Source organism: Benzoatithermus flavus (genome assembly GCF_037908215.1).
Lineage (GTDB): Bacteria > Pseudomonadota > Alphaproteobacteria > Geminicoccales > Geminicoccaceae > Benzoatithermus > Benzoatithermus flavus.
In genome coordinates this window covers 148,325-172,447 of sequence record NZ_JBBLZC010000007.1, presented here as the reverse complement: position 1 = coordinate 172,447, position 24,123 = coordinate 148,325, and the positions used below count along the sequence as shown (strand labels likewise).

Annotated in this window: 27 protein-coding genes; 20 read left to right on the top strand and 7 right to left on the bottom strand. The window is 70.3% G+C overall.

Annotated elements, in window-relative coordinates; translation table 11 throughout:
• Positions 1-95: 95 nt before the first annotated feature.
• The gene (locus tag U1T56_RS09395; RefSeq protein WP_418159200.1) at positions 96-1,238 is read right to left on the bottom strand and encodes a branched-chain amino acid ABC transporter substrate-binding protein; all 1,143 of its coding nucleotides are present in this window, start codon (positions 1,236-1,238) and stop codon (positions 96-98) included.
• Between the two features lie 377 nt (positions 1,239-1,615).
• Here U1T56_RS09395 and U1T56_RS09390 point away from each other — a divergent pair, with 377 nt between their 5' ends.
• The 14 genes from U1T56_RS09390 (at position 1,616) to U1T56_RS09325 (ending at position 14,310) form a co-directional block, all read left to right on the top strand.
• Complete coding sequence (locus U1T56_RS09390; protein ID WP_418159199.1) at positions 1,616-3,376, top strand: GspE/PulE family protein; 1,761 nt, start codon at positions 1,616-1,618, stop codon at positions 3,374-3,376.
• 13 nt (positions 3,377-3,389) lie between these two features.
• Positions 3,390-4,601 (top strand): type II secretion system F family protein, encoded by a 1,212-nt coding sequence (locus U1T56_RS09385; RefSeq protein WP_418159198.1) that lies wholly within the window; start codon positions 3,390-3,392, stop codon positions 4,599-4,601.
• Between the two features lie 94 nt (positions 4,602-4,695).
• The gene (locus U1T56_RS09380; RefSeq protein WP_418159197.1) at positions 4,696-5,556 is read left to right on the top strand and encodes a hypothetical protein; all 861 of its coding nucleotides are present in this window, start codon (positions 4,696-4,698) and stop codon (positions 5,554-5,556) included.
• A gap of 53 nt (positions 5,557-5,609) precedes the next feature.
• Positions 5,610-6,062 carry a type II secretion system major pseudopilin GspG gene (gspG, locus tag U1T56_RS09375; RefSeq protein ID WP_418159196.1) on the top strand — a complete coding sequence of 151 codons (453 nt, stop codon included), beginning with the start codon at positions 5,610-5,612 and terminating at the stop codon, positions 6,060-6,062.
• On the top strand, positions 6,040-6,441 hold the full coding sequence (locus tag U1T56_RS09370; protein ID WP_418159195.1) for a pilus assembly FimT family protein: 402 nt from the start codon (positions 6,040-6,042) through the stop codon (positions 6,439-6,441). The genes gspG and U1T56_RS09370 overlap by 23 nt, the downstream gene beginning before the upstream one ends.
• On the top strand, positions 6,438-7,160 hold the full coding sequence (locus U1T56_RS09365) for a prepilin-type N-terminal cleavage/methylation domain-containing protein (protein WP_418159194.1): 723 nt from the start codon (positions 6,438-6,440) through the stop codon (positions 7,158-7,160). Before U1T56_RS09370 ends, U1T56_RS09365 begins: the two co-directional genes overlap by 4 nt.
• Positions 7,138-8,025 carry a PulJ/GspJ family protein gene (locus U1T56_RS09360; RefSeq protein ID WP_418159193.1) on the top strand — a complete coding sequence of 296 codons (888 nt, stop codon included), beginning with the start codon at positions 7,138-7,140 and terminating at the stop codon, positions 8,023-8,025. Before U1T56_RS09365 ends, U1T56_RS09360 begins: the two co-directional genes overlap by 23 nt.
• Positions 8,022-9,098: a type II secretion system minor pseudopilin gene (locus tag U1T56_RS09355; RefSeq protein WP_418159192.1), complete on the top strand. Its 1,077-nt coding sequence runs from the start codon at positions 8,022-8,024 to the stop codon at positions 9,096-9,098. The genes U1T56_RS09360 and U1T56_RS09355 overlap by 4 nt, the downstream gene beginning before the upstream one ends.
• Positions 9,098-10,234, top strand: a complete 1,137-nt coding sequence (locus U1T56_RS09350; protein WP_418159191.1) for a PilN domain-containing protein — start codon at positions 9,098-9,100, stop codon at positions 10,232-10,234. The genes U1T56_RS09355 and U1T56_RS09350 overlap by 1 nt, the downstream gene beginning before the upstream one ends.
• A complete protein-coding gene (gene gspM / locus U1T56_RS09345) occupies positions 10,231-10,821 on the top strand; it encodes a type II secretion system protein GspM (protein ID WP_418159190.1) in 591 nt (196 codons plus the stop codon). The genes U1T56_RS09350 and gspM overlap by 4 nt, the downstream gene beginning before the upstream one ends.
• Positions 10,822-11,266: 445 nt before the next feature.
• Entirely contained in the window at positions 11,267-11,632 is a 366-nt protein-coding gene (locus U1T56_RS09340; protein WP_418159189.1) for a phosphomannose isomerase type II C-terminal cupin domain, read from the top strand.
• 98 nt (positions 11,633-11,730) lie between these two features.
• On the top strand, positions 11,731-11,949 hold the full coding sequence (locus U1T56_RS09335; protein ID WP_418159188.1) for a hypothetical protein: 219 nt from the start codon (positions 11,731-11,733) through the stop codon (positions 11,947-11,949).
• A 135-nt stretch (positions 11,950-12,084) separates the two neighbouring features.
• The gene (locus tag U1T56_RS09330; protein ID WP_418159187.1) at positions 12,085-12,876 is read left to right on the top strand and encodes an endo alpha-1,4 polygalactosaminidase; all 792 of its coding nucleotides are present in this window, start codon (positions 12,085-12,087) and stop codon (positions 12,874-12,876) included.
• A 399-nt stretch (positions 12,877-13,275) separates the two neighbouring features.
• On the top strand, positions 13,276-14,310 hold the full coding sequence (locus tag U1T56_RS09325) for a hypothetical protein (protein WP_418159186.1): 1,035 nt from the start codon (positions 13,276-13,278) through the stop codon (positions 14,308-14,310).
• 79 nt (positions 14,311-14,389) lie between these two features.
• Here U1T56_RS09325 and U1T56_RS09320 read toward each other — a convergent pair whose 3' ends face one another.
• Positions 14,390-15,070, bottom strand: a complete 681-nt coding sequence (locus tag U1T56_RS09320; protein WP_418159185.1) for an RlmE family RNA methyltransferase — start codon at positions 15,068-15,070, stop codon at positions 14,390-14,392.
• Positions 15,067-16,107, bottom strand: coding sequence for a Ppx/GppA phosphatase family protein (locus U1T56_RS09315; RefSeq protein WP_418159184.1), 1,041 nt, complete (start codon positions 16,105-16,107; stop codon positions 15,067-15,069). The genes U1T56_RS09320 and U1T56_RS09315 overlap by 4 nt, the downstream gene beginning before the upstream one ends.
• Positions 16,108-16,280: 173 nt before the next feature.
• Between U1T56_RS09315 and U1T56_RS09310 the strand changes: the two genes are divergently transcribed.
• Both U1T56_RS09310 and U1T56_RS09305 read left to right on the top strand, forming a co-directional pair.
• On the top strand, positions 16,281-16,526 hold the full coding sequence (locus tag U1T56_RS09310) for a CDGSH iron-sulfur domain-containing protein (protein ID WP_418159183.1): 246 nt from the start codon (positions 16,281-16,283) through the stop codon (positions 16,524-16,526).
• Complete coding sequence (locus U1T56_RS09305; protein WP_418159182.1) at positions 16,523-17,044, top strand: hypothetical protein; 522 nt, start codon at positions 16,523-16,525, stop codon at positions 17,042-17,044. The genes U1T56_RS09310 and U1T56_RS09305 overlap by 4 nt, the downstream gene beginning before the upstream one ends.
• A gap of 83 nt (positions 17,045-17,127) precedes the next feature.
• Here U1T56_RS09305 and aqpZ read toward each other — a convergent pair whose 3' ends face one another.
• Positions 17,128-17,865 carry an aquaporin Z gene (gene aqpZ / locus U1T56_RS09300; RefSeq protein WP_418159181.1) on the bottom strand — a complete coding sequence of 246 codons (738 nt, stop codon included), beginning with the start codon at positions 17,863-17,865 and terminating at the stop codon, positions 17,128-17,130.
• Positions 17,866-18,613: 748 nt separating this feature from the next.
• On the opposite strand from aqpZ, the gene purD reads away from it, so the two are divergent.
• From purD to U1T56_RS09285, 3 genes are all read left to right on the top strand, one after another.
• Positions 18,614-19,891 carry a phosphoribosylamine--glycine ligase gene (purD, locus tag U1T56_RS09295; protein WP_418159180.1) on the top strand — a complete coding sequence of 426 codons (1,278 nt, stop codon included), beginning with the start codon at positions 18,614-18,616 and terminating at the stop codon, positions 19,889-19,891.
• A 93-nt stretch (positions 19,892-19,984) separates the two neighbouring features.
• Positions 19,985-20,584 (top strand): biotin transporter BioY, encoded by a 600-nt coding sequence (locus U1T56_RS09290; protein WP_418159179.1) that lies wholly within the window; start codon positions 19,985-19,987, stop codon positions 20,582-20,584.
• A gap of 19 nt (positions 20,585-20,603) precedes the next feature.
• Complete coding sequence (locus tag U1T56_RS09285; RefSeq protein ID WP_418159178.1) at positions 20,604-21,566, top strand: L-threonylcarbamoyladenylate synthase; 963 nt, start codon at positions 20,604-20,606, stop codon at positions 21,564-21,566.
• A 15-nt stretch (positions 21,567-21,581) separates the two neighbouring features.
• Here U1T56_RS09285 and U1T56_RS09280 read toward each other — a convergent pair whose 3' ends face one another.
• Positions 21,582-21,806: a DUF1127 domain-containing protein gene (locus U1T56_RS09280; protein ID WP_418159177.1), complete on the bottom strand. Its 225-nt coding sequence runs from the start codon at positions 21,804-21,806 to the stop codon at positions 21,582-21,584.
• Positions 21,807-21,918: 112 nt separating this feature from the next.
• Between U1T56_RS09280 and gcvA the strand changes: the two genes are divergently transcribed.
• Positions 21,919-22,851, top strand: a complete 933-nt coding sequence (gene gcvA / locus U1T56_RS09275) for a transcriptional regulator GcvA (protein ID WP_418159176.1) — start codon at positions 21,919-21,921, stop codon at positions 22,849-22,851.
• Here gcvA and U1T56_RS09270 read toward each other — a convergent pair.
• A complete protein-coding gene (locus U1T56_RS09270; protein ID WP_418159175.1) occupies positions 22,848-23,420 on the bottom strand; it encodes an NADPH-dependent FMN reductase in 573 nt (190 codons plus the stop codon). The two genes, gcvA and U1T56_RS09270, sit on opposite strands and share 4 nt — an antisense overlap.
• Positions 23,421-23,533: 113 nt before the next feature.
• Entirely contained in the window at positions 23,534-23,974 is a 441-nt protein-coding gene (locus U1T56_RS09265) for a PPC domain-containing DNA-binding protein (protein ID WP_418159174.1), read from the bottom strand.
• Between the last annotated feature and the right edge of the window lie 149 nt (positions 23,975-24,123).

Here is a 24,123-nt window from a genome sequence, read left to right as displayed (position 1 = left end):
GCTCCATTAGCAGAGCTGCATCCGCCACGCGATCCTCCCCGTGGCCGCATGAGACATACGGGGAGGATCACGCCTCGGCGAGCATCCGCGGCCGGTCAGAGCCGGGCGGGAGCGTACCTGCCGTCGCGCCATTCGTAGAAGGCGTAAGCCGGCGCTTTGAGGTCGCCCTTGGCATCGAACGCCATGGGCCCCACCACGGTCGCGAAGGACGGGGTGCCGTGCAGCGCCTCGGCCACCGCCTCGGGCTCGGCCGAGCCCGCCTTCTCGATGGCCTGGGCCAGAATCTGCACGGCAGCGTAGTAGTAGAAGGCGAAGTTGTCGGGGTCGGCGTTGGGTCCGGCGACCTCCTTGATGGCCTTGATGGCTTCGGCGGCACCGGGCTGCGACTTCACCTCGGGCGCATAGGTGAACAGCGTGCCGTTGCCGGCCGGACCGGTGATCTGCCAGAACTCGGCCGCGGACGTGGCCTCGCCGCTCACGAACTGCGCCTCCAGCCCCTGCTCGCGCGCCTGGCGGACGATGAGGCCGAGCTCGACGTGGTAGCCGCCGTAATAGACGACGTCGATCCCTTCCTGCTTCAGCCGCGTGATGAGGGCGGAGAAGTCCTTCTCGCCGGCATTGACCGAGCTCGTGAGCGCGGGCTCGACACCCTTGGCCTTCATGGCGAGCTCGGCCTGCTCGGCCAGGCCCTTGCCGTAGGCGCTCTTGTCGTCGACGACGGCGATCTTTTTGCCCTTGAACCGCTCGGCTAGCATCTGCCCCGCGGCCGCACCCTGCTGGTCGTCGCGGCCGCAGGCGCGGAACACCATCTCGTGACCTTTCTCGGTCACGGCCGGATTGGTGGCCGAAGCGGTGATCATCACGATGCCTTCGTCGGCGTAGACGTCGGCGGCGGCGATCGTGGCGCTCGAGCAGAGATGGCCCAGGACCAGCTTCACCCCCTGGCTCGCGAAGCGGTTGGCCACCGCCACGGCCTGCTTCGGGTCGCAGGCGTCGTCGGCGGTCTCGAGCCTGATCTTCTCGCCGTTCGCCCCGCCGCCCCGGTTGATCACCGCGACCGCGGCATCGATGCCGTGCTTGGCCTGCTCGCCGTAAGCGGCGGCGGGGCCGGTGAGCCCCAGCGCCACGCCCACGGTGACGTCGGCCGCGGCCGGGGCGGCGTGCGCGAGGCCTGCCAGCGCCACGACAGCCGAGGCGCCGAGCAGCCGGCGCCGGGCGAGCCCGAGAGAAAGCGTCATGATCCATCTCCGAAAGTTCGCGTGGCCGACCGGATAGAGGGACGCTCCGAGCCGACCAGGCCAATTTAGCGCAGACCGGGCCCCGATGGGCATTTCTTGACCCTGCTCCTCCGGCCGCGGCAGCCTGCGGCCCTTGTCGGTGCTGCCGACGGCACCACATGGAAGCCGGATCGGGGCGGACGACGCCCGGCCGCAAACGGCTCTTTTGTGGCCTCGGCCACAGACGGAGCGCGCCGGCAGGTCCTACCTCCTAGCGCCCATTGGACGCGGGTGGCTATCGGAGGGCAACCGACTGCGGTATCTATGAGACAGGCTTCTCTCGAGGGAGGCGGCTCATCGATCTACGCCCTCGTTTTCCGGATCGAGCATCGATGTCCATGGCTTACACTCTCGAGCAGCCGGCGGCGCGCGGTGCCGGCACCACGGCCCTCGAGGACCCGCGCACCCGTCAGCTCGACCCGGTGCTGGCGCGGCTCGTGCTCGCCGGCCGCATCTCGGCCGACGCGGCCGTGCGTGCCACGGCCATGGCACAGGAGCAGCGGCAGAGCCTGGCCGCGACGGTGGCGAGCCTGGGCCTGATCACCAGCCAGGACTGGGCCGAGGCGGTCGCCAGGCACTACGACATCGAGCTGGTCACGGCCGAGGACCTGCCGCGCGAGCCCCTGCTCGCCGACGCGATCTCGCCCCGGTTCTTGCGCAACGCGGGCGTGCTGCCGGTCAGAGCCACCGCCGACACGGTCTGGCTCGCCATGAGCGATCCCGGTAACACCTACGCCATCCGGGCAGTGGCGATCGCGACCCAGCGCAACGTCGTGCCGGTGATCGCGGCGCTCGAGGATCTGCAGAAGGCCTATGCCCGCTATTGGGATGCCGGCCAGAGCGCTCTGCAGCGGATCGTGGACGATATCGGCGAGGATCTCGGCAGCGACGCCGGGGCCGACGTCGAGCACCTGATCGGCGCGGCGCAGGAAGCGCCCGTGGTGCGGCTCGTGAACCAGCTCCTCACCGATGCACTGCGGCTACACGCCTCCGACATCCACATCGAGCCCGCACGCGAGCACTTGCGGGTGCGCTACCGCGTGCACGGCCGCCTACGCGAAGCCGGGGCTCCCCCGGCCCGGCTCTCGGCCGCGGTGATCTCGCGCATCAAGATCCTGGCCAAGCTCGACATCGCCGAGCGCCGCCTGCCGCAGGACGGGCGCGCGCGCCTGACGCTGCTCGGGCGGCGGATCGATCTGCGCGTCGCGACCGCGCCTTCCGTGCACGGCGAGAGCCTCGTCATCCGCATCCTCGACCAGAGCGCGCAGGGCGGCGACTTCCCCGACCTCGGCCTCGATCCTGCGGTCGAGGCGCGGCTCAAGCGCGTGCTCGCCGCACCGCACGGCATGCTGCTGGTGACGGGCCCGACCGGCAGTGGCAAGACCACGACGCTCTACGCGGCGCTGCGCCATCTCAACAAGACCAGCGACAAGCTGATCTCGATCGAGGACCCGATCGAGTACCAGATCGACGGCATCACCCAGATCCAGGTCCGGCCCGAGATCGACCTCGACTTCGCCCGCGTGCTGCGCTCGGTCGTGCGCCACGACCCCGACGTGGTCATGGTGGGCGAGACGCGCGACCCCGAGACGGCCGAGATCGCCGTCCATGCGGCGCTCACGGGCCACCTGCTCCTCACCACGCTCCATACCAACAGCGCCGCCGGCGCCGTGGCCCGCCTGCTCGACATGGGCGTGGAGCCCTATCTGCTCGCCTCGGTCCTGCGCGGCATCCTGGGCCAGCGCCTCGTCGGCGTCTTGTGCCCGAGCTGCAAGCGGCCGCGGTCGGCGACGGCGCACGAGCGGGCCTTCTTCACCGCAGCCGGGATCGAGGTGCCCGAGGATCTCCGCCTCTTCGAGGCGCCGGGCTGCGAGGCGTGCGAGAACGTCGGCTTCGTCGGCCGGCAGGGCATCTTCGAGTTCCTCGAGGTCGACGAGCCGATCCGCGAGCTGATCCGCTCACGCGCCTCGACCCAGGCCGTGGCGCAGACGGCGATGAAGGCCGGGATGCGGACCATGTACGTGGACGGCCTGTACAAATGTCTCGCCGGCATCACCACGCTGGACGAGGTGTGCAGCGTGACCAGCGAGGACTGGTAGGGGCGGAAGACCGGTGCCGACCTTCGCCTACCGGGCGCTCACCACCACGGGCGAGCGGGTGACCGGCGAGCTCGAGGCCGCCGACGTGCGCACCGCGATCGCCCGGCTGCAGGACAGCGGCCTGATCCCGATCGACGCGGCACCCGCGACGGGTGCGCGGGCCGAGCGGCGGGCTGCGCCCGTGGTCGCCACGCGGGCGGCCAAGCACGTGACCCAGCTCACCCGCGAGCTCGCGACGCTCCTGGGCGCCGGCCAGACCGTCGAGGGCGCCCTGGCGCTGGCGCGCGAGGAGATCCCGGACAAGGGCCTCGCCGCCGCGGTCGAGAACGTGCTCCTGAAGGTCAGGAGCGGCTCGAGCCTGAGCGATGCGCTGGCAGCGGAGCCGCGCTACTTCCCGCCCCTTTACATCAGCATCGTCCGCGCCGGCGAGGCCTCGGGCAAGCTCGGCGCGTCGCTCGCCGAGCTCGGCACCATGCGCGAGCGCACCGAGGCGCTGCGCTCGAAACTGAACTCGGCCATGATCTATCCGGTGGTGCTGTTCCTCACCGCGATCGGTGCCGTGATCGTGCTGCTCACGGTCGTGGTGCCGCGCATGGAGCCGATGTTCGCGAACGCAGGAGCGGCGCTCCCGGCGAGCACCCAGGTGGTGCTGGCCGCGGCCGACTTCGTGAGGAACCAGGGCTATCTCCTGCTCGTCGCCGTGACGGCGGCGCTGTTCGCGGGCGAGCGGCTCCTGCGCCGCCCCGGTCCGCGCACGGTCGTCGATCGCTGGCTCCTGCGGCTGCCCATGATCGGGATGCTCATCCGCGACCGGATGACGGCGCAGTTCTGCCGCGGCCTCGCCACCTGCCTCGGCGGCGGACTCGACCTGCCACAGGCGCTTCTGGTCAGCCGCGACATCCTGGGCAACCTGCACGGCCGCGTGGCGATGGACGACGTGATCACCCGCGTGCGCACGGGCCGCACCCTGGCCGACAGCCTGACGCAGGCCGGAATCCTGGCCCCGCTCGCGGTCAAGATGCTGCGCGTGGGCGAGGAGAGTGGCCGGCTGCAGCCGGTGGCGGCGCACCTCGCCGGCACGTTCGAGGAGCGGGTCGCGACCCGGCTGCAGCGGCTCGTCGCCATCATCGAGCCCGCGACCGTGATCGTGCTCGGCCTCGTCGTCGGCGGCATCGTGATGTCGATCCTGACGGCGGTGCTGAGCGTGAACGAACTCGCCTTGTGATCCCGGCTTCCGCCCGGCAGGATTCGTCGCGGCAGCTTCTATTGACGGCCCGTCCGTCCCTCTCCTAGGAACAATCTGCCTTCGAAGTGAGCCCGTGACCTCGACCGCCGTGACCAAGTGGCATCCCGCCACCAAGCTTCTCCTCGCTGTGGGGGCACTCGCGGTGCCCTACCTCCTGTGGACGCAGCCGGAATCGACGCCGGCCGTGGCGGTGCGCGCGGTCGAGCCCGCGGCGGCCGCGATCCCGGAGAGCAGTGCCGAGGCCGGCCAACCGGGCACGGCGGCGGCACCTTACGTGATGCCGCCGCTCGAGCGGTTCACCGCGGTGGTCGAGCGGCCTCTGTTCTCGCCGACCCGGCGCATGCCGGACATCCCGGAGCCGCCACCGGAGCAGCCGCAGCAGCAGGTAACGCAGACCGCGGCGCCGGGGCCTTCGGGTCCCGGCGAGCCCGACCTGCGCTTCTTCGGCACCGTGCAGCAGAACGGCAAGTCGGCAGCGCTCGTCACCTATCCCTCGACCAACGAGGTGGCGCGGCTCGTGCCGGGCGACCGTGTCGGCCCCTGGGAGGTGCTCGCGATCGGACGCAACCAGCTCGTGCTGGGTGCCGGCGACGAGCGGCGGACCTTCGAGATCTTCGGCGCGAGCCTGCGCCAGCCGCCGGCCGAAGCACCGGCGCCGAAAACGCCGCGAGGCAAGCACGGCAGGGACCAAGCCAAGGCACGGGGCGACCGGGCCGCGGCGGCAGGCGCGCAGGAGGAGGCTGCGCCGCCGGACCAGGGCGAGACGGGACAGGATGCCGCGCCCCCCGACGAGGCGAACCCCGACGGGATGGGCGGCGAGCCCGGCACCGACGGAACCGGGGAGGATCTGCCGGCTCCGGACGCCGATGTGCCGCCCGACGAGGGCGACCTGCCGGATCCGGGTGCGGACACCGAGGCGCCGCCCCAACGATGACACGATGCTGGCCGCTGAGGCGGCGCCTGACTGCGGCGGAGAAGGGCCGATCCATGTCGAACGATACCAAGCGCAAGCCGGTGGCCGGGCGCCGCCGCGAGGCCGGATTCACCCTGATCGAGCTGCTCGTCGTGCTCGTGATCCTGGGTCTGCTCGCCGCTCTGGCCGGGCCTCGCGTGATCGGTTATCTTGGCGGGGCCAAATCGGATACGGCACGGCTGCAGGTCGAGAACTTCAAGTCGGCGCTCGACCTCTACCGGCTCGATACGGGCAGCTACCCCACCACGCAGCAGGGGCTCGCCGCTCTGGTCCGCAACCCCGGCAACGTCCCTGGCTGGAAGGGCCCCTACATCGACAGCCCGCAGCTCCCGACCGATCCGTGGGGCAACGCTTATGTCTACCGTATGCCCGGCGAGCACGGCGCCTACGATCTCTATTCCCTCGGCGCCGACAAGGCCCCGGGCGGCACCGGCGAGGCGGCCGATGTCACGAGCTGGGGCAGGTGAGCGCGGCTTCACCCTGATCGAGCTCCTGGTGACGCTCACGATCGTCGCCCTCGTCGCGGCGATCGCCATGCCGCGCCTGAACGCGCTCCTGCGCCCCGACATCGACCGGACCGCGCAGCGGGTAGCGCTGGCGATCCGTGACCAGCGCTCGATCGCCATGCGCAGCGGGCGGGTATTGACGATCAACGCACAGAGCGTGACCCCGATCCTGCCGCCGGGCACGGTCGTGGCGGAGGCGGCGTTGGGGGAGCAGGGACTCACCTTCTTTCCTACCGGTGCCTCGACCGGGGGCCGGATCGTGCTGGAGGCGAGCGACGGCCGGCGTGCAATCAGCATCGACTGGCTCACGGGCCGCGTCACGGTCGGACCGGCGCCATGACGACACGACGGCAACGTTCCGGCACGGCCGGGTTCACCCTGCTCGAGACCCTGGTGGCGCTGGCGATCCTGGGCGTGGTGCTCACCACCGTGTTCGACATCTTCGGCAAGGGCCTGCGCGCCGCGCATCGCGACGAGGACCGGCTGCTGCTGGCCCTCGTGGCACAGAATCTGATGGCGCGCACCCGGCTCGACTACAATCCGATAGGAGGCGATCTCCACGGCGACATCGAGGGCGGGCTGCGCTGGGCGATCACGAGCGAGCCCTACGAGCCGCCGCAAGATCTGCTGCCGGAGCGGCGGGCGCCGCCATCGACCAGCCAGCTCGCCCGGCGCGACGACGGCGGCGGCAGCCTCGGCGGCAGCGAGAACGGCGGCTTCGGCGATCGCTCCGGCAGCTACGATTCGGGAAGTGGGTTCGGCAGTGCCGGCGACAGCGCGTTCGGCGATCGCTCCAGCGGCAGCGGTTTCGGCGATCAGTCGGGCGGGAGCAGCTTCGGGGATCGATCGGGTGGCGGCGGGTTCGGGGATCGCGCCGAGAGCGGCGGGCCGGATGCCGCCCCCGGCGGGGACGAGACGCGCGGCGGTCCGCAAGGCACGCAGCCGCGGGAAAAGATCCGGCTCCGTCTCGTCCGGGTCAGCGTGCAGAAGGGTGAGGAGCATTTCGAGCTCACGAGCCTCGTCATGGAGCCACGCCGTGGTCGCGCCGCGGTGCGCTGAGCGTCGCCACCCGGTCGGTGCCGCCGGCTTCACGCTGGTCGAGCTCCTGGTCAGCATGGTGGTGCTCTCGCTCATCGCCATCACCATGATGGCGGGCTTCCGCTTCGTGTTCCGGGCCTTCGACCATACCGACACGCGTCGCGAGGCGCTGGAGGAGCTGACACTCGGCTTCAACGTGCTGCGCGGCGAGCTCGAGCGCGCCGAGCCTCTGATGCACAAGGTGGACAACAAGGACGTCGTGCTGTTCGAGGGCGGGCCGGACCGGGTGCGGTTCGCGAACGTGGCACCACCCTTCCTCGCCGGCCTGCCCTACTTCGCCTACGAGTACGCCGTCGTCACCGACGGCAACGGCCACCGCCTGGAGCTCCGGCGCGCTCCGCTCGACCCGGCCAGGCCCGATCTCGCCGTCGTCGAGAACAGCGAGCCGCGCGTGATCGTGCGCCTCACGCGCGATCTGCACTTCACCTATTTCGGCCGACTCAAGGAGCGCGAGGCGCCGCAGTGGCACGAGGAGTGGCCGCGGATGCCGCAGCTCCCGCAGGCGGTGCGGCTGGCCGCCGACGAGAAGCCGGGCTGGCCAGAGCTCGTGGTGCCGCTGATGATCCGCGTGCCCTGGTATTGCGGCACGCAGGATGCGCCGAGCACGGCCGGCTGCTCGCTGAGCCCCAAGGAGAAAGGGCCCGGCGGGACGGGAGGCGAGGCCGCGGGCGACGGCACGGGCGGCACCACCTCGTCGGGGTTCGGCAGCCGGTCTTCAGGAACCGGCGGCTCGTCGTTCGGCTCCAGCGGGTCGTCCTTCGGATCGGGCAGCTCGTCCTTCGGCTCCGGCGGATCGCCGCGGTTCGGTAGCGGAGGCGGCTCGTGACGGGGCGCGAGAGCGAGCGGGGCGCCGCGCTCGTGGTGACGCTCGTGTTCGCGGCCGCCATGGCGGCGGCGGCGGTGGCCTTCATCGGCGCGCGGCAGAGCGATGCCGTGACCATGCGCGCCCAGGCCGAGGCGGTCCAGGCCCAGGCCGCGCTGCACGCTGCCCTGCAGCAGACGGTGGCGCTGATCGCCAACAAGACCAGCCGGCAGATCGTGCCGCCGCAGCTTAGCTGGACGTTCGACGGCGTGCAGGTGCGGGTGACGCTGGAGAACGAGGCCGGCAAGGTCGACATCAACAAGGCCGAGGAGCCGCTCCTGCGCGCCCTTCCACTCGCCGTGGGCCTGCGGGACATGCAGGCGGCGGCGCTGGCCGACACGATTCTGGACTGGCGCGACGAGAACAAGCTCAAGCGCAAGAACGGGGCGGAGGACCGTGACTATGCCGGGGCCCAGCGCGGCACGTCGGGCGCTGCCAACCGCCCGTTCGCGCATCCGGCCGAGCTGCGCTACCTGCCGCCGGTGGACGCCGGCGTCTGGGCGCGCCTCGCCCCCTTGATCACGATCTATTCCGGCGCGCCCACACCGGAAGCGACCAAGGCGCCGGCGCAGGTGCGACGGGCGCTGACGATCGCACGCGGCCTGGCGCCCAGCCACGACCCGAGCGACAACGAGGGGCAGGATCAGGGCCAGGGTCTCGGCCGGGACGCATCGGGGGCGAGCGCGGGCCTCCAGGTCGACGTCTCGCCCGGCGGCTCGGGCATGGCCAGCGGCGGTGGCCGGCTCGCACCTGCGGTCAGCGGCACACGCGAGAGCGGCCTCTCGCCCGATGCCGGGCGAAGCAGCTTCGCGAGCAGGGATCGGACCGACGGCGAGGATGCCCGAGGCCGCCGGAACGGCGACGGGCACGATGCCAGCGGGGTGCAGACGGTCATGCTGGACGTGCGCTTTCCCAACGGCTACGAGGCTGCGGCCCGAGCCGTGATCAGCCTCAATCCCGACTCGTCGGGTGGCAGCGAGCCTTTCGTGATGCTGGACTGGACCCCCTTCATCCCCGATCAGGGCGGCAAGCCGTGATGGCGCTCACCCGATCGACCGTTGCGGCCGAGCAGCCGGAGGGCTTTCTCGCCTGGTGGCTGGGCGAGCTGCAGGACATGCTGCCCCGCCGCTGGCGCGAGCGAAGCGGCCGGCGGGCGGCGCTGCTCTTGTGGCTCGAGCGTCCGTTCGTTCGCGTGGTGGCCCGGCGCGGCCAGCGCCTGACCCCGCTCGGCAGCTTTCTTCTGCCCGAGGACATGGAGGGCGCTTCGCCGCGCGATGCGGCGATGCTGGTCGATCCGAAGCTGCGCCGGGCGATCGAGCGCACCAAGGAATCGCTGGTCCTGGTCCTGAGCCAGCACGAGGCGCTCACCACGACCGACCTCCTGCCGGCCTCGGCCGAGGACGATCTCGGCCGGATCATGGCCCACAAGATCGACCTTCTGACCCCCTGGCCGGCCGAGCAGGTCTATGCCGCCCAGCGGGTGGTGAGGCGCCGGAGCGACGGGATGCTGGAGGTCCTCCTCGCCGCAGCCCCGCGCGCCACCGTCGATGCGCTGCGACGCCGGCTCGCGGCGTGCGGCATCGCGCCCACCGGGATCGACGTGGCGCTCGACGAGGGCCGGACGGCGGGTGTGGATCTCCTGCAGGCGGAAGGTGGCGAGCGGCGCGGCGGCTGGCTCGCCCGGACGATCATGGGTCTCGTCGCGCTGGCGCTGCTTGCCGGCGCCGGCTGGGCGGGCTGGCAGATCTACGAGCGCCAGGACCGGATCGCCATGCAGAACCAGCTCGTGCGCGGGCTCGAGCAGCGTCTGGCCGATCTGCCCGAGCTGCGGGCTCGGATCTCGGCGATGCAGGCCGAGGCCGATTTCCTCAACAACGACCGGCGCGGCCGGCCCTCGCCGCTCGTGGTGCTCGAGGTCCTGAGCCGGCTTCTGCCCGACACGGTCTGGCTCTCCGAGGTGCGGCTCGAGGATCGGGAGCTCATGATCTCCGGCATGGCCGAGGACGCCTCGGCACTGATCCCCTTGATCGAGAGGACCCCGGGATTCTCGAGCACCCGCTTCCAGACGCCGAGCACGCGGGTGCGGATCACCGGTCCGGACGGCACGGAGCGCGAGGTGGAGCGGTTCGCGATCAGCGCTACGGTCGAGCCCAGGGTGGAGGCGAAGCTGTGATCGAGCGTCTGCCGCCGCGTCAGCGGCGCTATCTGGCGCTGCTGATTCTCGTCGCCGCCGTCATCGTGCTGTGCGGAATCCTCTATCTGCCGTTCGCCTATCTGCAGCGGCAGGAGGCGGCGCTCGCGGCCGGGCAGCGGCGGATCGCCGAGCTCCGGGCGCGGGTACCCTTGCGCGAGGAGCTCCTGGCGCAGGAGCGCCGGCTCAAGGAATCCGGCGATCTCAAGGAGGCGCTGCTCCCCGGCAGCACGCCCGCGGTCGCCGCGGCGCAGCTCCAGGGCGACCTCTCGGGACTGGCCGCGGCGATGGGCGGCGAGATCGCGACCGTGCAGATCCTCGATCCCGAAGAGGCGGCTCCTTTCGTCCGGATAGGGCTGCGACTCACGATGAGCGGCGACATCGCCACCATGCGCGACTTCCTCTACGCGGTCGAGACCAGAAACCCTGTGCTCGTCGTGCGCAGCATGGATCTAGCGAGCCGGTCCGAGGCCGGCATGGCCGACGAGAATCCGACGCTGAACGGCACCTTCGAGATCTTCGGCTACGCGCCGCGCAGCATCATGCCCGAAGGCTCCACCCCGAAGTGACCTGCCGGAAGGGGGTGTTGACAAGGATCCCAGCGAGGCGCATGTATGGATCGTAGAGTAACGGTGGTTCAGATCAGCCGATATGAATGTTCCGGCGTGGGGCCGGAATAACCGTTGCTCGGTGGTTTGTCAGGTCCAATCCTCGCAGGGGAGGTCGGCGACGACATGGAACCACCTGGTCAGCTTGAAGGCCTTTTGGGGCCGTGATCCATCGGCACAGGTGGCGTTCTGGTCACCGTGGGATCATCTTTCAGACAACTTGAAGTTCATCGAGGATCGCTTCAGCGATCCGTAGTCTTGGACGTCAGGTCCTTGGACGCCGGGATGCGTCCTCTACAACCCCGCGGCGAGAGATCGCTAGCGGGGTTGTGCGTTTCGGGCTAGGACCGACTCGCTATGGCGGCGCATCCGGCGCCAGCGGCAACGACTTGATGCGAGACGAGAGATGGCCGAGGTGACCTATCGGCGTGGTGACCGCGACGATCGTCCTTGGGGACGATGGGAAGTGCTCGACACCGGCGACGGCTTCGCCGTGAAGCGGATCTCGGTCGATCCTGGCGCCATCCTTTCCCTGCAGCTTCATCATCATCGCGAGGAGCATTGGATCGTGGCGCGCGGCCGCGCGCGCGTGACGAGAGGCGAGGAGGTGCTCGAGCTCGACCGCAGCCAGTCCGTGTTCATTCCGGTCGGGACCGCGCACCGGATCGAGAATCCGGGTGAGGAGATGCTCGAGCTCATCGAGGTCCAGATCGGCGACCAGCTCGACGAGAACGACATCGTCCGGCTCGAGGACCGCTACGGCCGCCGCTGAGCCATCTCGTCGCGGCGACCAAGCGCGCAGGCTCGCACGGAGTGGTACCGGCTACGATCGCCGATGTGGCCGTTCGCTCACGAGCACCAGGAGGTCCGATGACGCCGCGCCAACGTCGCATCCACCACAAGCTCGCCCTCATGGCCGTGCTGCTCGAGGAGCTTCGGAGCCCCTCGAGCACGCATCGCACGGCGGAAGCCGGGCATCTCGATCAAGGGCGGGATCTGCTCCCGATCGGCTCGGATGCAGCCGCAGGCTTCAGTGGCAGCGACACGGGCCATGGAGCCAGGAGCAACGGGACGCCGATCGAAGGTTAGTCGTAACGGAGCGCATGAGCACGGTCCTGTGAGGGGCGGGCCGCGTCCTTGAATGCCCGTGACCGAGGTCGTAGCTTCGAAGCTGGCGACAGGCTGTGGCGGATCTTGCGCTCCGTGCCGAGCAGCGGGTGAACGATGTCGAAGCGTGTGGGTCTTGCGGCTGTCCTGATCGGCCTTCTCCTCCTGACGGCTGGCCAGGTGCTGGCGGCCTCGTCCTGGAAGCCCGACCAGCGCCAACTTTTCGACATCCAGCTCACCACGCCGTTCAACCTGGTCCGTCCGGTAGGCCTGATCGAGCTCGACCTGTTCGACACCTCGCCCGAGCAGATCAAGACGCTGAAAGCCAAAGGTGCTCGTACGGCCTGCTACATCAATGCGGGGGCGTGGGAGAGCTGGCGGCCCGATGCCGATGCCTACCCGAAGAAGCTGATCGGGCGCGCCTTCTCGGGCTGGCCCAACGAGCGCTGGGTCGACATTCGCGAGCGCGACGCGCTCGGCCGGATCCTGGACAAGCGGCTCGAGCTCTGTCAGCGCAAGGGCTTCGATGCGGTCGACTTCGACAATGTCGACGGCTACGCCAACCAGACCGGCTTTCCCCTGAACGCCAAGGACCAGATCGCCTACAACCGCTGGCTCGCGGACGAGGCCAGGCGCTACGGCCTCGCCGTGGCGCTCAGGAACAGCTTCGAGCTCGTGCCCGAGCTGGTCCAGGACTTCGATTTCCTGGTCGCCGAATCCTGCTTCAGCAAGAACGCGTGCGAGCCCCTGAAAGCCTTCCGCGAGGCCGACAAGCCAGTGTTCGTGGTCGAGTACACGAACATCCGGCGCAAGATGGACCGTTTCTGCCAGGACGCGCGCGAGCTCGACGTCCAGCTCATCTTCAAGACCCAGTCCTTGAACGGCAAGCTGCACGCGCGCTGCCCGTGATGCCGACTGGCTCTCCGCTCGCCGTCCTCACGGGACGAGCGTGGTCGCCCGCGCTGCTCCGGCCATGGCCATCGGGGCAGCGCTTCGCCATCGGACAGGCGGCTGGCCTCTCGCAGCGTTCGATGGCGATGCCCACGATCCGGCGTCATACCCGACGAGGCGGGCAGGTCTCAGCGAATATTTATCCGGCCGAAATTTCGCACGGTCGTCAGCCTATTGCATTCCGCCGGTTGCCATGAAGCGGAATGGTTTCATCGAAATAATGCCTTGACGACTCCTTTTCGAGCGCCTCATAAGGGGAAGATATCGACAGAGTCACTTCTCTGGCTCAGCCCCGGATCGTCAGCAAGGATCGATCATCGCCGGCAGAAGCTCGGGCCGGCCGAGGAGGGCAAGCCTATGATCCATCGTATCGAAAGGCTTCGGAAACTTGGCAGGAACGGTCTCGTCGCCCTCGCCGGGTTGGCGGGCATCCTCCTGCTCGCCGGCCCGTCGAGTCGTGCGGCGACCTGCCCGCCCGCGTCGGGCGAGGAGCTGCTGGGCGGCGTGCCGGCCGTCGCGAGCGACGCGGGCTGCGGCGTGCAGGAAGGCAAGGCGATCCGGGTCGCGCTCGGCGAGCTGCCTTTGCCGAGCATCGTGCCGGACGGGATCGTGCCGGTCGCCGAGGCAGCGGAAAGGCCGCGGCTGCCGCCGCTGGTCATCCAGATCTTCTCCGCGACCTCCGGCGTGGCGGCCCATCCGCACGCCGAAGCCAGGGTTCCCTTCGGGTACAAGCTCATCGGCGGTGGCGCCAGGGTCGACTACAACGGCGCCGGCAACATCCTGACGGCGTCTTATCCCATGGGGAGGCGCTGGATCGCCGACAGCAAGGATCACGACATCTCCGATCCGGCGATCATCACGGCTTACGCGATCGGGCTCTTCGATCCGTTCAATCGGTGGGACGTTCAGGTGCGCCAGTCCACCAGCGCCGTGGCGCCGCACCCGACGGCCTCGGTCAGCGTGCCGTTCGGCTACGTGATGACCGGCGGCGGCGCCAGGGTCGACTATGCCGGGAACGGCAACCTGCTGACGGCGAGTTTCCCGTCGTCGCGCCGGACCTGGGAGGCGCGCTCGAAGGACCACATCCATCCCGATCCGGCGAGCATCACCGCCTACGTGATCGGCATCAGGGCGCGCAACGGCGCGCGCGGGCCGCGGATGATCATCGCCTCCGCGACCACGGGTGTCGCCGCCCACCCGAGCGGGACGGTATCGGTCGGGTTTCCTTTCCAGATCAGCGGTGGTGGCGCGATCGACAACTGGACCGGCGCCGGCAATCTCCTGACCGCCATCTATCCTTCGAGTCCCAGCACGTGGACGGCGGCCGGGAAGGATCACGAGGTGTCCGATCCGGCGAACCTCACCATCTACGCGATCGGCCTGGCGCGGTAGGCATGCCATAGAGCGCGGCGACAGCTCGCCACGCTCCACGGCTTCGGCCGGAGCAGGCGCTGGCGGGATGCGGGATGCGCTAGCTCCCCTCGCCGGCGCCGCTCGCGGGTGGAGCACCTTTGCGGCCGCGCGCCACGAGGAACACTTCCGAAGAATCGGCGCGCGTCGCCTTGGGCCGCACCACCTTCGCGGTCTGGAACAGCTCGAGCGCCTTCGGCATCAGCGCGGCCTCCGCACCCTTGACCAGCTTGACGACGCAAGAGCCGCCCGCAGTCAGAACCTCGCACGCGAAGTCGAGCACGGTCTCGCCCAGCGCCTCGGCACGCAGCCGGTCGACCGCGCGCTGGCCGGTCGCGGCCGCCGCCATGTCGCTCAGGAGCACGTCGGCCGGACCGTTCAGAAGCTCGCGCAAGCGCTCCTGCACGGCGGAATCGAGGAAGTCGCCCTCGATGATCAGGGCACCCGGAACGGGCGTGACGGGCTGGAGATCGACCGCGACGACGCGACAGCCACGCTTGACGGCGTACTGGGACCAGCTTCCGGGCGCCGCACCGAGGTCGAGCACACGGGCGCCGCGCTTCAGGAGGCCGAAGCGCTCGTCGAGCTCCTTCAGCTTGAACACGGAGCGGGCACGCCAGCCCTGCCTCTTGGCCTCGTGGACGTAAGGATCGTTGAGCTGGCGCTCGAGCCAGCGCTGCGAGGAGACGGTCCGGCCCTTCGCGGTCTTGAGCCGTGTCTTGACGTTGCGGCCCGTGGTCATGCGCAGGCATCGACCGGAATGAGGGCCTGGCGCAGGCTCTGGCCCACGAGCGCGCTCAGGATGCCCTCGCGCAGGCCCCGATCGGCGACCCGGAGCTGCTCGAACGGCCAGAAGCGGTGGACCCCTTCGAGGATGGCGCAGCCGGCGACCACGAGATCGGCCCGGCCGCTGCCGATGCAGGGATGAGCGGCGCGCTCGGCGTCGTCGAGAGCGCGCAGATGGCGCGAGATGGCCTCGATCACCGCGAATGGCAGCGAGAGCCCGTCGACCTTGCGCCGGTCGTAGCGTCTCAGGCCCAGATGCACGGCGGCCAGCGTGGTGACCGTGCCCGAGGTGCCGAGCATCTGGAAGCGGCGCACGCCCGAGGCCCGCGCGACCGGCGGCGGCTGCACGCGGGCGAGATGGTCGAGCACGGCCGTCACCATGCCGGCATAGACCTCGGGGCTCGTGCGGCTGCCGAAGCTCTCGGAGAGCGTCACGACACCCAGGGGCATCGAGAGGATGTAGCCGGGCTCGCGGGCACCGAGCGGCTCGTGCCGGTCGAGCCACAGGAGCTCGGTGCTGCCGCCGCCGATGTCGAGCATCAGAAGCTGGTCGGCCTCGGGATCGACCAAAGGCAGGCAGCCCAGCATGGCGAGCCGCGCCTCCTCGTCCTGGTCCAGAAGCTCGAGCTCGATCCCGGTGACTCGCCAGACACGGCGGATGAAGTCCAGGCCGTTGCGCGCGCGCCGGCAGGCCTCGGTGGCGACACAGCGCATCCGCGTGACGCGGTGACGGTCCATGATGCGGCGGCAGACCTTGAGGGCGGCGATGGTACGGATCATGGCGCGCTCGCTCAGCCGGTTGGTGCTGGCGAGTCCCTCGCCCAGCCGCACGATGCGCGAGAAGCTGTCGACGACCTTGAAGCCCTGCGCGGTCGGCTCGGCCACCAGGAGACGGCAGTTGTTGGTGCCGAGATCGAGCGCAGCCAGCCGGCCACGCGGCCGCGGGACCTCGCTCCCCCTCAGTATCGCTCCCAACCGATCCGGCGCCAGCATCCGCTCACCACCCTCAAGGGAACGAAGTGTAAGGGCAGATGCCCCTTCGGCAAAGGGGTCTCCGCAGCTTCCGCCCCCGTTCGTTCCCCCTTGTCAGGGCGCCGGCCGGTGGCTACGCCAAGCCCGTGATCGGGCCGAGGGAGCCGATTTCGGACCAGCGGAGCGGAGCGAGAATGGACGAGCGGGTGATCGCGCAGAGAGCACCGTTCAAGGTCGAGGTCGAAGCCGGCAAGGCCTATTGGTGGTGCGCCTGCGGCCGCAGCGCGAAGCAGCCGTTCTGCGACGGCTCGCACAAAGGGACGGGCTTCTCCCCCGTGAGGTGGATCGCCGAGAAGGCCGGCCCGGTCTGGTTCTGCGGCTGCAAGCACACCCGAAAGCAGCCGCTGTGCGACGGCACGCACAAGGTGCTCCCGGCGTGAAGGCCCGTGCCCCTCTCGTCCTCCTGCTCGCGGCAGGAGCACTCGCCGGCTGCACGAGCACCCGCAGCGCAGCGGCGCCGGCAGCCTCGCTTTGCCCGCGGGTCGCCATCATCAACGGCCTCGGCAGCCTCGAGCAGCCGGCGGCCGACGGCTCGGGCGAGCCCGCCTATCGCGCCGCGCTCGAGAACATCGACGGGAGCTGCCGGCCCGACGGGAACGATCTCGCGGTCGACATCGCGGTCGACGTGACGGTGCAGCCCGGCCCTGCGCTCAGGAACGGCGGGCGCATCGAGGTACCCTACTTCGTCGCCGTCAGTGCTCCCAACGGCGACGTGCTCGACCGTCAGGACTACGTGGCGAAGATCGACCTCGCGCCAGGTGCTCGCCGCGGCGGGGTCACGGAGACCTTCAGCCAGCGCTTCGTCGGCCAGAAGCAGGGGGCCGCGGGCTACCAGGTGCTGTTCGGCTTCACCCTCCCCCAGGACGAGGCCCTGCGCCAGCGGCGGCAGAACAGCTAGGGCGGCCGGCTTCAGCCGCTCCATCGGGCGAAACCCGCGTTCTCCCGATGGAGCGGCGCGGGCCGCAGGCTTTCCCCCGTGCGTCAGGCGGCTTCCACGCGCTCGGGCTTCGTGCCCGTTACCATGGCCTCCTGCTCGCCGCTGAGCCAGCGATAGAGCACGCCGCCGGCAGCACCGCCCAGGAGCGGGGCGATCCAGAACAGCCAGAGCTGGCCCAAGGCCCAGCCGCCCGCGAACAGGGCGACGCCGGTGCTGCGCGCCGGGTTGACCGAGGTGTTGGTCACCGGGATCGAGACCAAGTGGACGAGTGTGAGCCCGAGCCCGATCGCGAGCGGTGCGAAGCCCGCCGGCGCCTTGCCGTGGGTCGATCCCATGATGATGAACAGGAACATCCCGGTCATCACCACTTCCACGAGGAGGCCGGCCAGGAGGCCGTACTGTCCGGGCGAGTGGACGCCGTAGCCGTTGGCGGCGAAGCCCTTGCCGGGATCGAAGCCGGGGGCACCGCTCGCGATCACGTAGAGCACCGCTCCGGCGACGATCGCACCGATCACCTGCGCCGCGATGTAGGACACCACGTCCGCGGCCGGGAAGCGGCCGCCGGCGGTGAGGCCCACGGTGACGGCCGGGTTGAGGTGGCAGCCCGAGATGTGGCCGATGGCATAGGCCATCGTGACCACGCTGAGGCCGAAGGCGAGCGAAACGCCCAGGAGCCCGATCCCGACCTGCGGGAAGGCGGCCGCCAGCACGGCACTGCCGCAGCCGGCAAAGGTCAACCAGAACGTGCCGATCGCCTCGGCGGCGCATTTCCTGGAGTTCATGGACTTCCCCCTGCTTCCCGGACGCAGGCCCGGCGGCCGGCTTCCGGTGGAGCATACGATACTGGACGGTCCCCGGTGCGCTATCGGCCAGACGCAAGCAGAACCATCGGCGCGCAAGGGGCCTTTGACGGCCGGGATCGGTGCCGCCGCAGGGTGGCGCTCGGGCTCTCGCCGAAGCGGCGCTCGTAGTCGCGGGCGAAGTCGCCGAAATGACCGAAGCCGCATTCCAGCGCGATGCCGGGTCACGGTGGCAGCCGGCCCTGCCTGGCACAGGCGCCGGCCGCAGGGAGGAATGGGGGAACCCCTGGTGCAGCGCCCGCTCCGCCGCTTCGAAGCTGATGGCACGCATCGCCGGTACGGCCCGCAGCGGCAGCATCGCCTCGCACGCATCAACGGCACGAGACGGGGCGACCGGGCCGCATGGCGCCTCCCGTTGCCGTGCTTGCATGCCCTGCTTCCCCTTGCTCTCCGCCACGAGATCCTCAGACGGAGCGTTTGGCATTCGACCGGCCATGATTCGTCTTTTATCAAACATGTCTACCATGCGATCGGCTCGACCACCAAGCTGTTCATCGTGAGCCGTTCCGCGCTCGTGGACATACTCGGGCATGGTGAACGGTGCGCCTGCGTCCCGCCCGCGAGCGAGCTTTCCGGGGCTTCCCGCGCATCTGCCCCATGGACCGCAGGGCGGTGAGCCGGTAGGTGACGCGCGTCGCTGGTGGCTGTTCCCGATGAGGAGCCCTTTTCGATGAAGGTGCTGGTCGTGGGCTCGGGCGGGCGCGAGCATGCCTTGTGCTGGGCGCTCGCCGCGTCGCCGCTCGTGAGCGAGGTCCTGTGCGCGCCGGGCAACGCCGGGATCGCGGAAGAAGCGCGCTGCATCCCCGTGGCGGCCGACGATGTCGCCGGACTCGTGGCGCTGGCGGAAACCGAGCGGGTCGGGCTCGTCGTGGTCGGCCCGGAGCAGCCCTTGGTGCTGGGCCTGGTCGATCGTCTGCGCGCGACCGGGATCAAAGCGCTGGGACCCAGCGCGGCCGCGGCCCGGCTCGAGGGCTCGAAGGCGTTCACGAAGGCTTTCTGCGCCCGCCACGGCATCCCGACCGCCGCCTTCCGCACCTTCGGCAAGGAGGAGCACGCAGCGGCACGCGCCCATGTCGAGGCGAAGGGTGCGCCCGTCGTCGTCAAGGCCGACGGGCTCGCGGCCGGCAAGGGTGTGGTGGTCGCGATGAGCGTCGAGGAAGGGCTCGCGGCGGTCGATGCCGCCTTCGCCGGCAGCTTCGGGGCCGCCGGCGAGACGGTCGTGATCGAGGAGTTCCTGGAAGGCGAGGAGGCGAGCCTGTTCGCGCTCTGCGACGGCCGCCACGCGCTCGAAATCGGCACGGCCCAGGACCATAAACGCGCCTTCGACGGCGACCAGGGGCCGAACACGGGCGGAATGGGCGCCTACTCGCCGGCACCCAGGCTCGATCCCGCCACGGTCGAGCGGGTCATGACCGAGATCGTCCGTCCGACCCTCGCCGGCATGGCGGCGGAAGGCGCTCCTTTCACCGGCATCCTCTATGCCGGCCTCATGCTGACCGCGGACGGCCCGAAGCTGATCGAGTACAATGTCCGCTTCGGCGATCCCGAGTGCCAGGTGATCCTGCCGCGGCTGATGACCGATATCGGCCAGCTCTTCCTGGGGGCCGTGGACGGCGTGCTCGACCACATGAGCGTGCGCTGGCTGCCCCGGCATGCGATCACGGTGGTGCTGGCGAGCCGCGGCTATCCTGGCAGCTACCGGAAGGGCACGGCGATCCGGGGCCTGGAGATGCTGAAGGACGAGCCCGATCTTCTCGTGTTCCATGCCGGCACGAAGCGGGCGCCAGACGGCCGGCTCCTCGCCGAGGGCGGGCGCGTGTTGAACGTGACAGCGCTCGGCTCGACGCTGGCCGAGGCCAGGGACCGCGCCTATGCCGCCGTGGACCGGATCGACTGGCCCGAGGGCTTCTGCCGGCGCGACATCGGCTGGCGGGCGCTCGGTCGCTGACGAGCGGCGGTCGCGAGGCGAAAGGCTTGCCGTCGCGGAGTCGGTCCCTATGATCCGGCGCTCGACGACGAAACCCTTGCGCAGGGACAGGCCATGGCTGCTTCCGCCTCCTTGACCCCCACCCTCGTCGACCGGCTCTGGCCGGCCACCCGCAGCGAGCAGCGGATGCTGCGCGCCGTGGTCCTGGCCGTGCTCGGCAGCCTGCTGCTCTGGGCCTCGGCCAAGATCCAGGTGCCGTTCTACCCGGTGCCGATCACGATGCAGACCGCGGTCGTGTTCTTCCTGGGCATCGCCTACGGGCCACGTCTCGCGGTCGCGACCGTCGCCCTCTACATCCTGGAAGGTGCCGTGGGCCTTCCCGTCTTCGCCGGCACGCCCGAGCGCGGCATCGGTCTGCCCTACATCCTGGGCCCGACCGGCGGCTACATCGTGAGCTGGCTGCCCGCGGCCGCGATCACCGGCTGGGTCGCCGAGCGCTCGCGCCACTGGCTGGTGACGGGCCTCGGCGTGCTCGCCGCGATCGTCGTCAACTACACGCTGGGCGTGGCGTGGCTCGCCACCTTCGTGGGCATCGAGAAGGCTTTCACGCTCGGCGTGCTGCCCTTCCTCCTCGGCGATTCGCTGAAGCTGGCGCTGGTCACGGCCCTGGCCGAGGCCGGCCTCAGCCGGCTGCGCCGCGGGCTCGCGACCTGAGCGGGCTTCCGGAGGCCGCTTGAGCCGCATCCTCGAGCCCACACCGGCCGCGATTCGGGAGGCGGCCCTGGCCTTGCGCCAGGGCCGCCTCGTCGCTTTCCCGACCGAGACCGTCTACGGGCTCGGCGGCATCGCGACCGATCCGGAAGCCATCGCCCGCATCTACCGGGCGAAGAACCGGCCGGCGCACAATCCTCTCATCGTCCACGTCGCGGATCTCGCCGCGGCTGCGGCCCTGACAGCACTCGACGCACGCGCTCGCGCCGTGGCCGAGGCTTTCTGGCCGGGTCCGCTCACGCTCGTCCTGCCGCGACGGACGGGCTGCGCCATCGCGGCCAATGCCACCGCCGGGCACGACACGCTGGCCGTGCGCGTGCCGGCGCATCCGGTGGCGCGAGCGCTGCTGCGGGCGACGGACCTGCCGGTGGCGGCGCCCAGCGCCAACCCTTCGGGCCTCGTGAGCCCAACCACGGCGCAGCACGTGGCCGCGGATCTGGGCGAGGCCGTCGACATCGTGCTCGACGGCGGCCCCTGCCCCGTGGGCGTGGAGAGCACCGTGCTCGATCTGAGCGGTCCGACACCGTGCATCCTGCGGCCGGGCGGGCTCGACCGCGAGACGCTCGAGCGGCTGGTGGGACCGCTCGCGGAGGGAGGCGACGCGAAAGCGCCGCGCTCACCGGGCCAGCTCGCGAGCCACTATGCGCCGCGCCTGCCGGTGCGGCTCGATGCGACGAGCGTCGCCCCCGACGAAGCGCTCCTCGCCTTCGGGCCGAGGCCGCTCGAAGGGGCGCTGACCGTGCGCAACCTGAGCCCGAGCGGCGATCCGGCCGAGGCGGCGCGCAATCTGTTCGCCATGCTGCGCGAGCTCGACCGGAGCGGGGCGCGCGCCATCGCCGTGATGCCGATCCCGGCCCATGGCCTGGGCGAGGCCGTCCGCGACCGGCTGCGCCGGGCGGCGGCCCCGAGGATCCGGAGCGCCTGAGCCACCACGGGCGGCTCAGGCCCGCCAGAACGGCTTTCTTCCCTCCCGCCAGGCATCGGCGGCGCTGAGGCCGATGTCCTTGAGCATGTGGTCGTTCAGCTCGAGCAGCGCCCGGCGCTGCCGGTAGCGCTCGATCCAGGCGTCCAGAACCGTGATGATACCGAGGCCACGGCCCCGTGTGGCCGCCGGGCGCCTGCTCCGGGTCGCGGTCGGGTGGGCGAGACGGGGGAGAGCGATCATCGTCCGGCTCCCTTCGGGGATGTTCGGGGGAACGAGCAGAAGGTAGGATTAGACTTGCTCGGCCTCAAACGATAAAATCTGAGGCTAAGGATTAGCGGTACTTGGTCATCCGATGCAGCGCCGTCTGCCGCCGCTCCATGCCTTGCGCGTTTTCGAGGCCGCGGCACGCCATGGCAGCTTCGCCAAGGCCGCCGACGAGCTCGCCGTGACCCCGGCCGCGGTCAGCCAGCAGATCCGGCAGCTCGAGGCCGATCTCGGGGTCGCGCTGTTCCGGCGGCTGCCGCGCGGGCTCGTGGTGAGCGAGGCGGCACGGCGGGCGCTGCCCGAGCTCGAGAAGGCGTTCGCGCATCTCGCGCGTGCGGTCGAAGACATGCGCGGCGGTGAGCGCGCCGGTCCGCTGGTCATCTCCGTGATCCCTTCCTTCGCCGCCCGCTGGCTGATGCCGCGCCTGGGCGGATTCATCGAGACCTATCCCGAGATCGAGGTGACGGTCAGGAGCGAGCTCAGAAGCGTCGACTTCGCCCGCGAGGACGTCGATCTCGGCATCCGCTACGGTAAGGGGATCTATCCGGGGCTGGACACCCGATTGTTGCTCACCGAGGAGGTGTTTCCGGTCTGCGCGCCCAGCCTTCTCGCCGGCCGTCATCCCTTGCGCCGGCTCGACGACCTGCGCCATCACACGCTCCTCCACGACCGTGCGCTCACGGGCGAGGAGCCTTCGCTCTACTGGCGCCACTGGCTGCGCGACGCCGGGGTGAGCAGGATCGATGCCGACCGCGGCCCCGGCTTCACGGACGCCACCATGCTGATGGAAGCGGCGCTGCGCGGCCTCGGTGTGGCGCTGGGCCGGAGCGGACTCTGCGCCGACGATCTCGCGGCCGGAAGGCTGGTGCGGCCGTTCACCGAGAGCCGGCCGGCGGATTACGCCTATTACGTGGTGACACCCGAGGGACACGCCGCCAACCCGCGCGTGGCGGCGTTCCTCGCCTGGCTGGAGGTGGAGGCGGCGAAATCGCGGCTCGTCACCGCGGGAACGAACGCCTAGGCCGGGTTCCGCATGGGCTTCAGCGCCTCCGCCCAACGCAGGAGCTCGTCGAGCATGGTCCTGGCGGAACTGATGTGCACATCGCCGGGCTTGAACTGCCTGTTCTCGTCCAGGTGCTGCGCGACCATCGGGATCGCTACCGCCTCGACCAGCGGTACCATCTTGAGCGTGGTCAGGGTGTGCTTGGTGATCTGCACCGCCCTGATGCCGCCCGAGATGCCGCCGTAGCTGACGAAAGCGGCCGGCTTGTAGTTCCACTCCTTGTAGACGTAGTCGAGCGCGTTCAGGAGGGCGGGTGTGGGGCCGTAATTGTATTCCGGGGTGACGAACACGAAGGCATCCGCGGCCGCCACGCTGGCCGCCCAGCGCTTGGTGTGCTCGTGCTCGTACTGCTGGAGCACGGGATGCCGGGGCTCGTCGTAGACGGGCAGGTCGAACGCGGCGAGATCGACCAGCTCGACGTCGAACTTCCCGTGCTCGACGGCGAGGCCATGGAACCAATGCGCGACGGTGGCGCCGACCCGACCCGGACGGGTGCTGCTGAGAATGACGTGGAGCTCGAGGGCCAAGGCTGATCTCCCAGGGTGGATCGCCTGTAACAGGTGCTGAAGACGGGAGTTGCGCCCGAGCCCGCGCGCGAGCCACGCCGGGCGCTCGGCCGGCACCCCTCCAGCGGCACGACCTAGAACCGGATCAGGGCGAGGCCGGTCGCGGGGTCCTGCCGGCGGTGGAGGTGGGCCGGGGTCTCGGTGATCACGACCTCGAGAGTCGGGCGCACCGTGGCCTCGACGAGGTGACCGGCAACCGCGCTGCCGTCGCGGCGGCCGAGGACGAGATGGACGTGCAGCGCCGGCGCGCCGCCGTCGTCGACGCCGATGTCGCCCAGCATCGAGGCGACCTCGACCTGCTCGTCGACCCGGATCGGCTGGTACTGCTTCTTGTCCCAGTCGAAATAGGCGAGCTCGGCCTTCACGAACGCACCGATGGCGGAAAGCTGCGCTGCGGTCAGCTTCTCTTTCGTGGCGAGCTCCTTCAGGCCCGCCATGACCTCGTCGCCGGTATCGAACACCGCGACGAGGGTTCTGAGGCCGGACGGGCTCGTGTCGAGCAGCCTGCACTTCATCGTCATCTCCTATCGCTCAACTGCCGGCCGCGTTCCCCGAAGCTGACGTCGATTTAACCTCCGCCCCAGGAACGGGCCGAACGCCGCCTGGGTTAACCGGACAATAGCGCTCCAAGCTCCACCGCGACTTCCGCAAAGCTTCCTGCCGC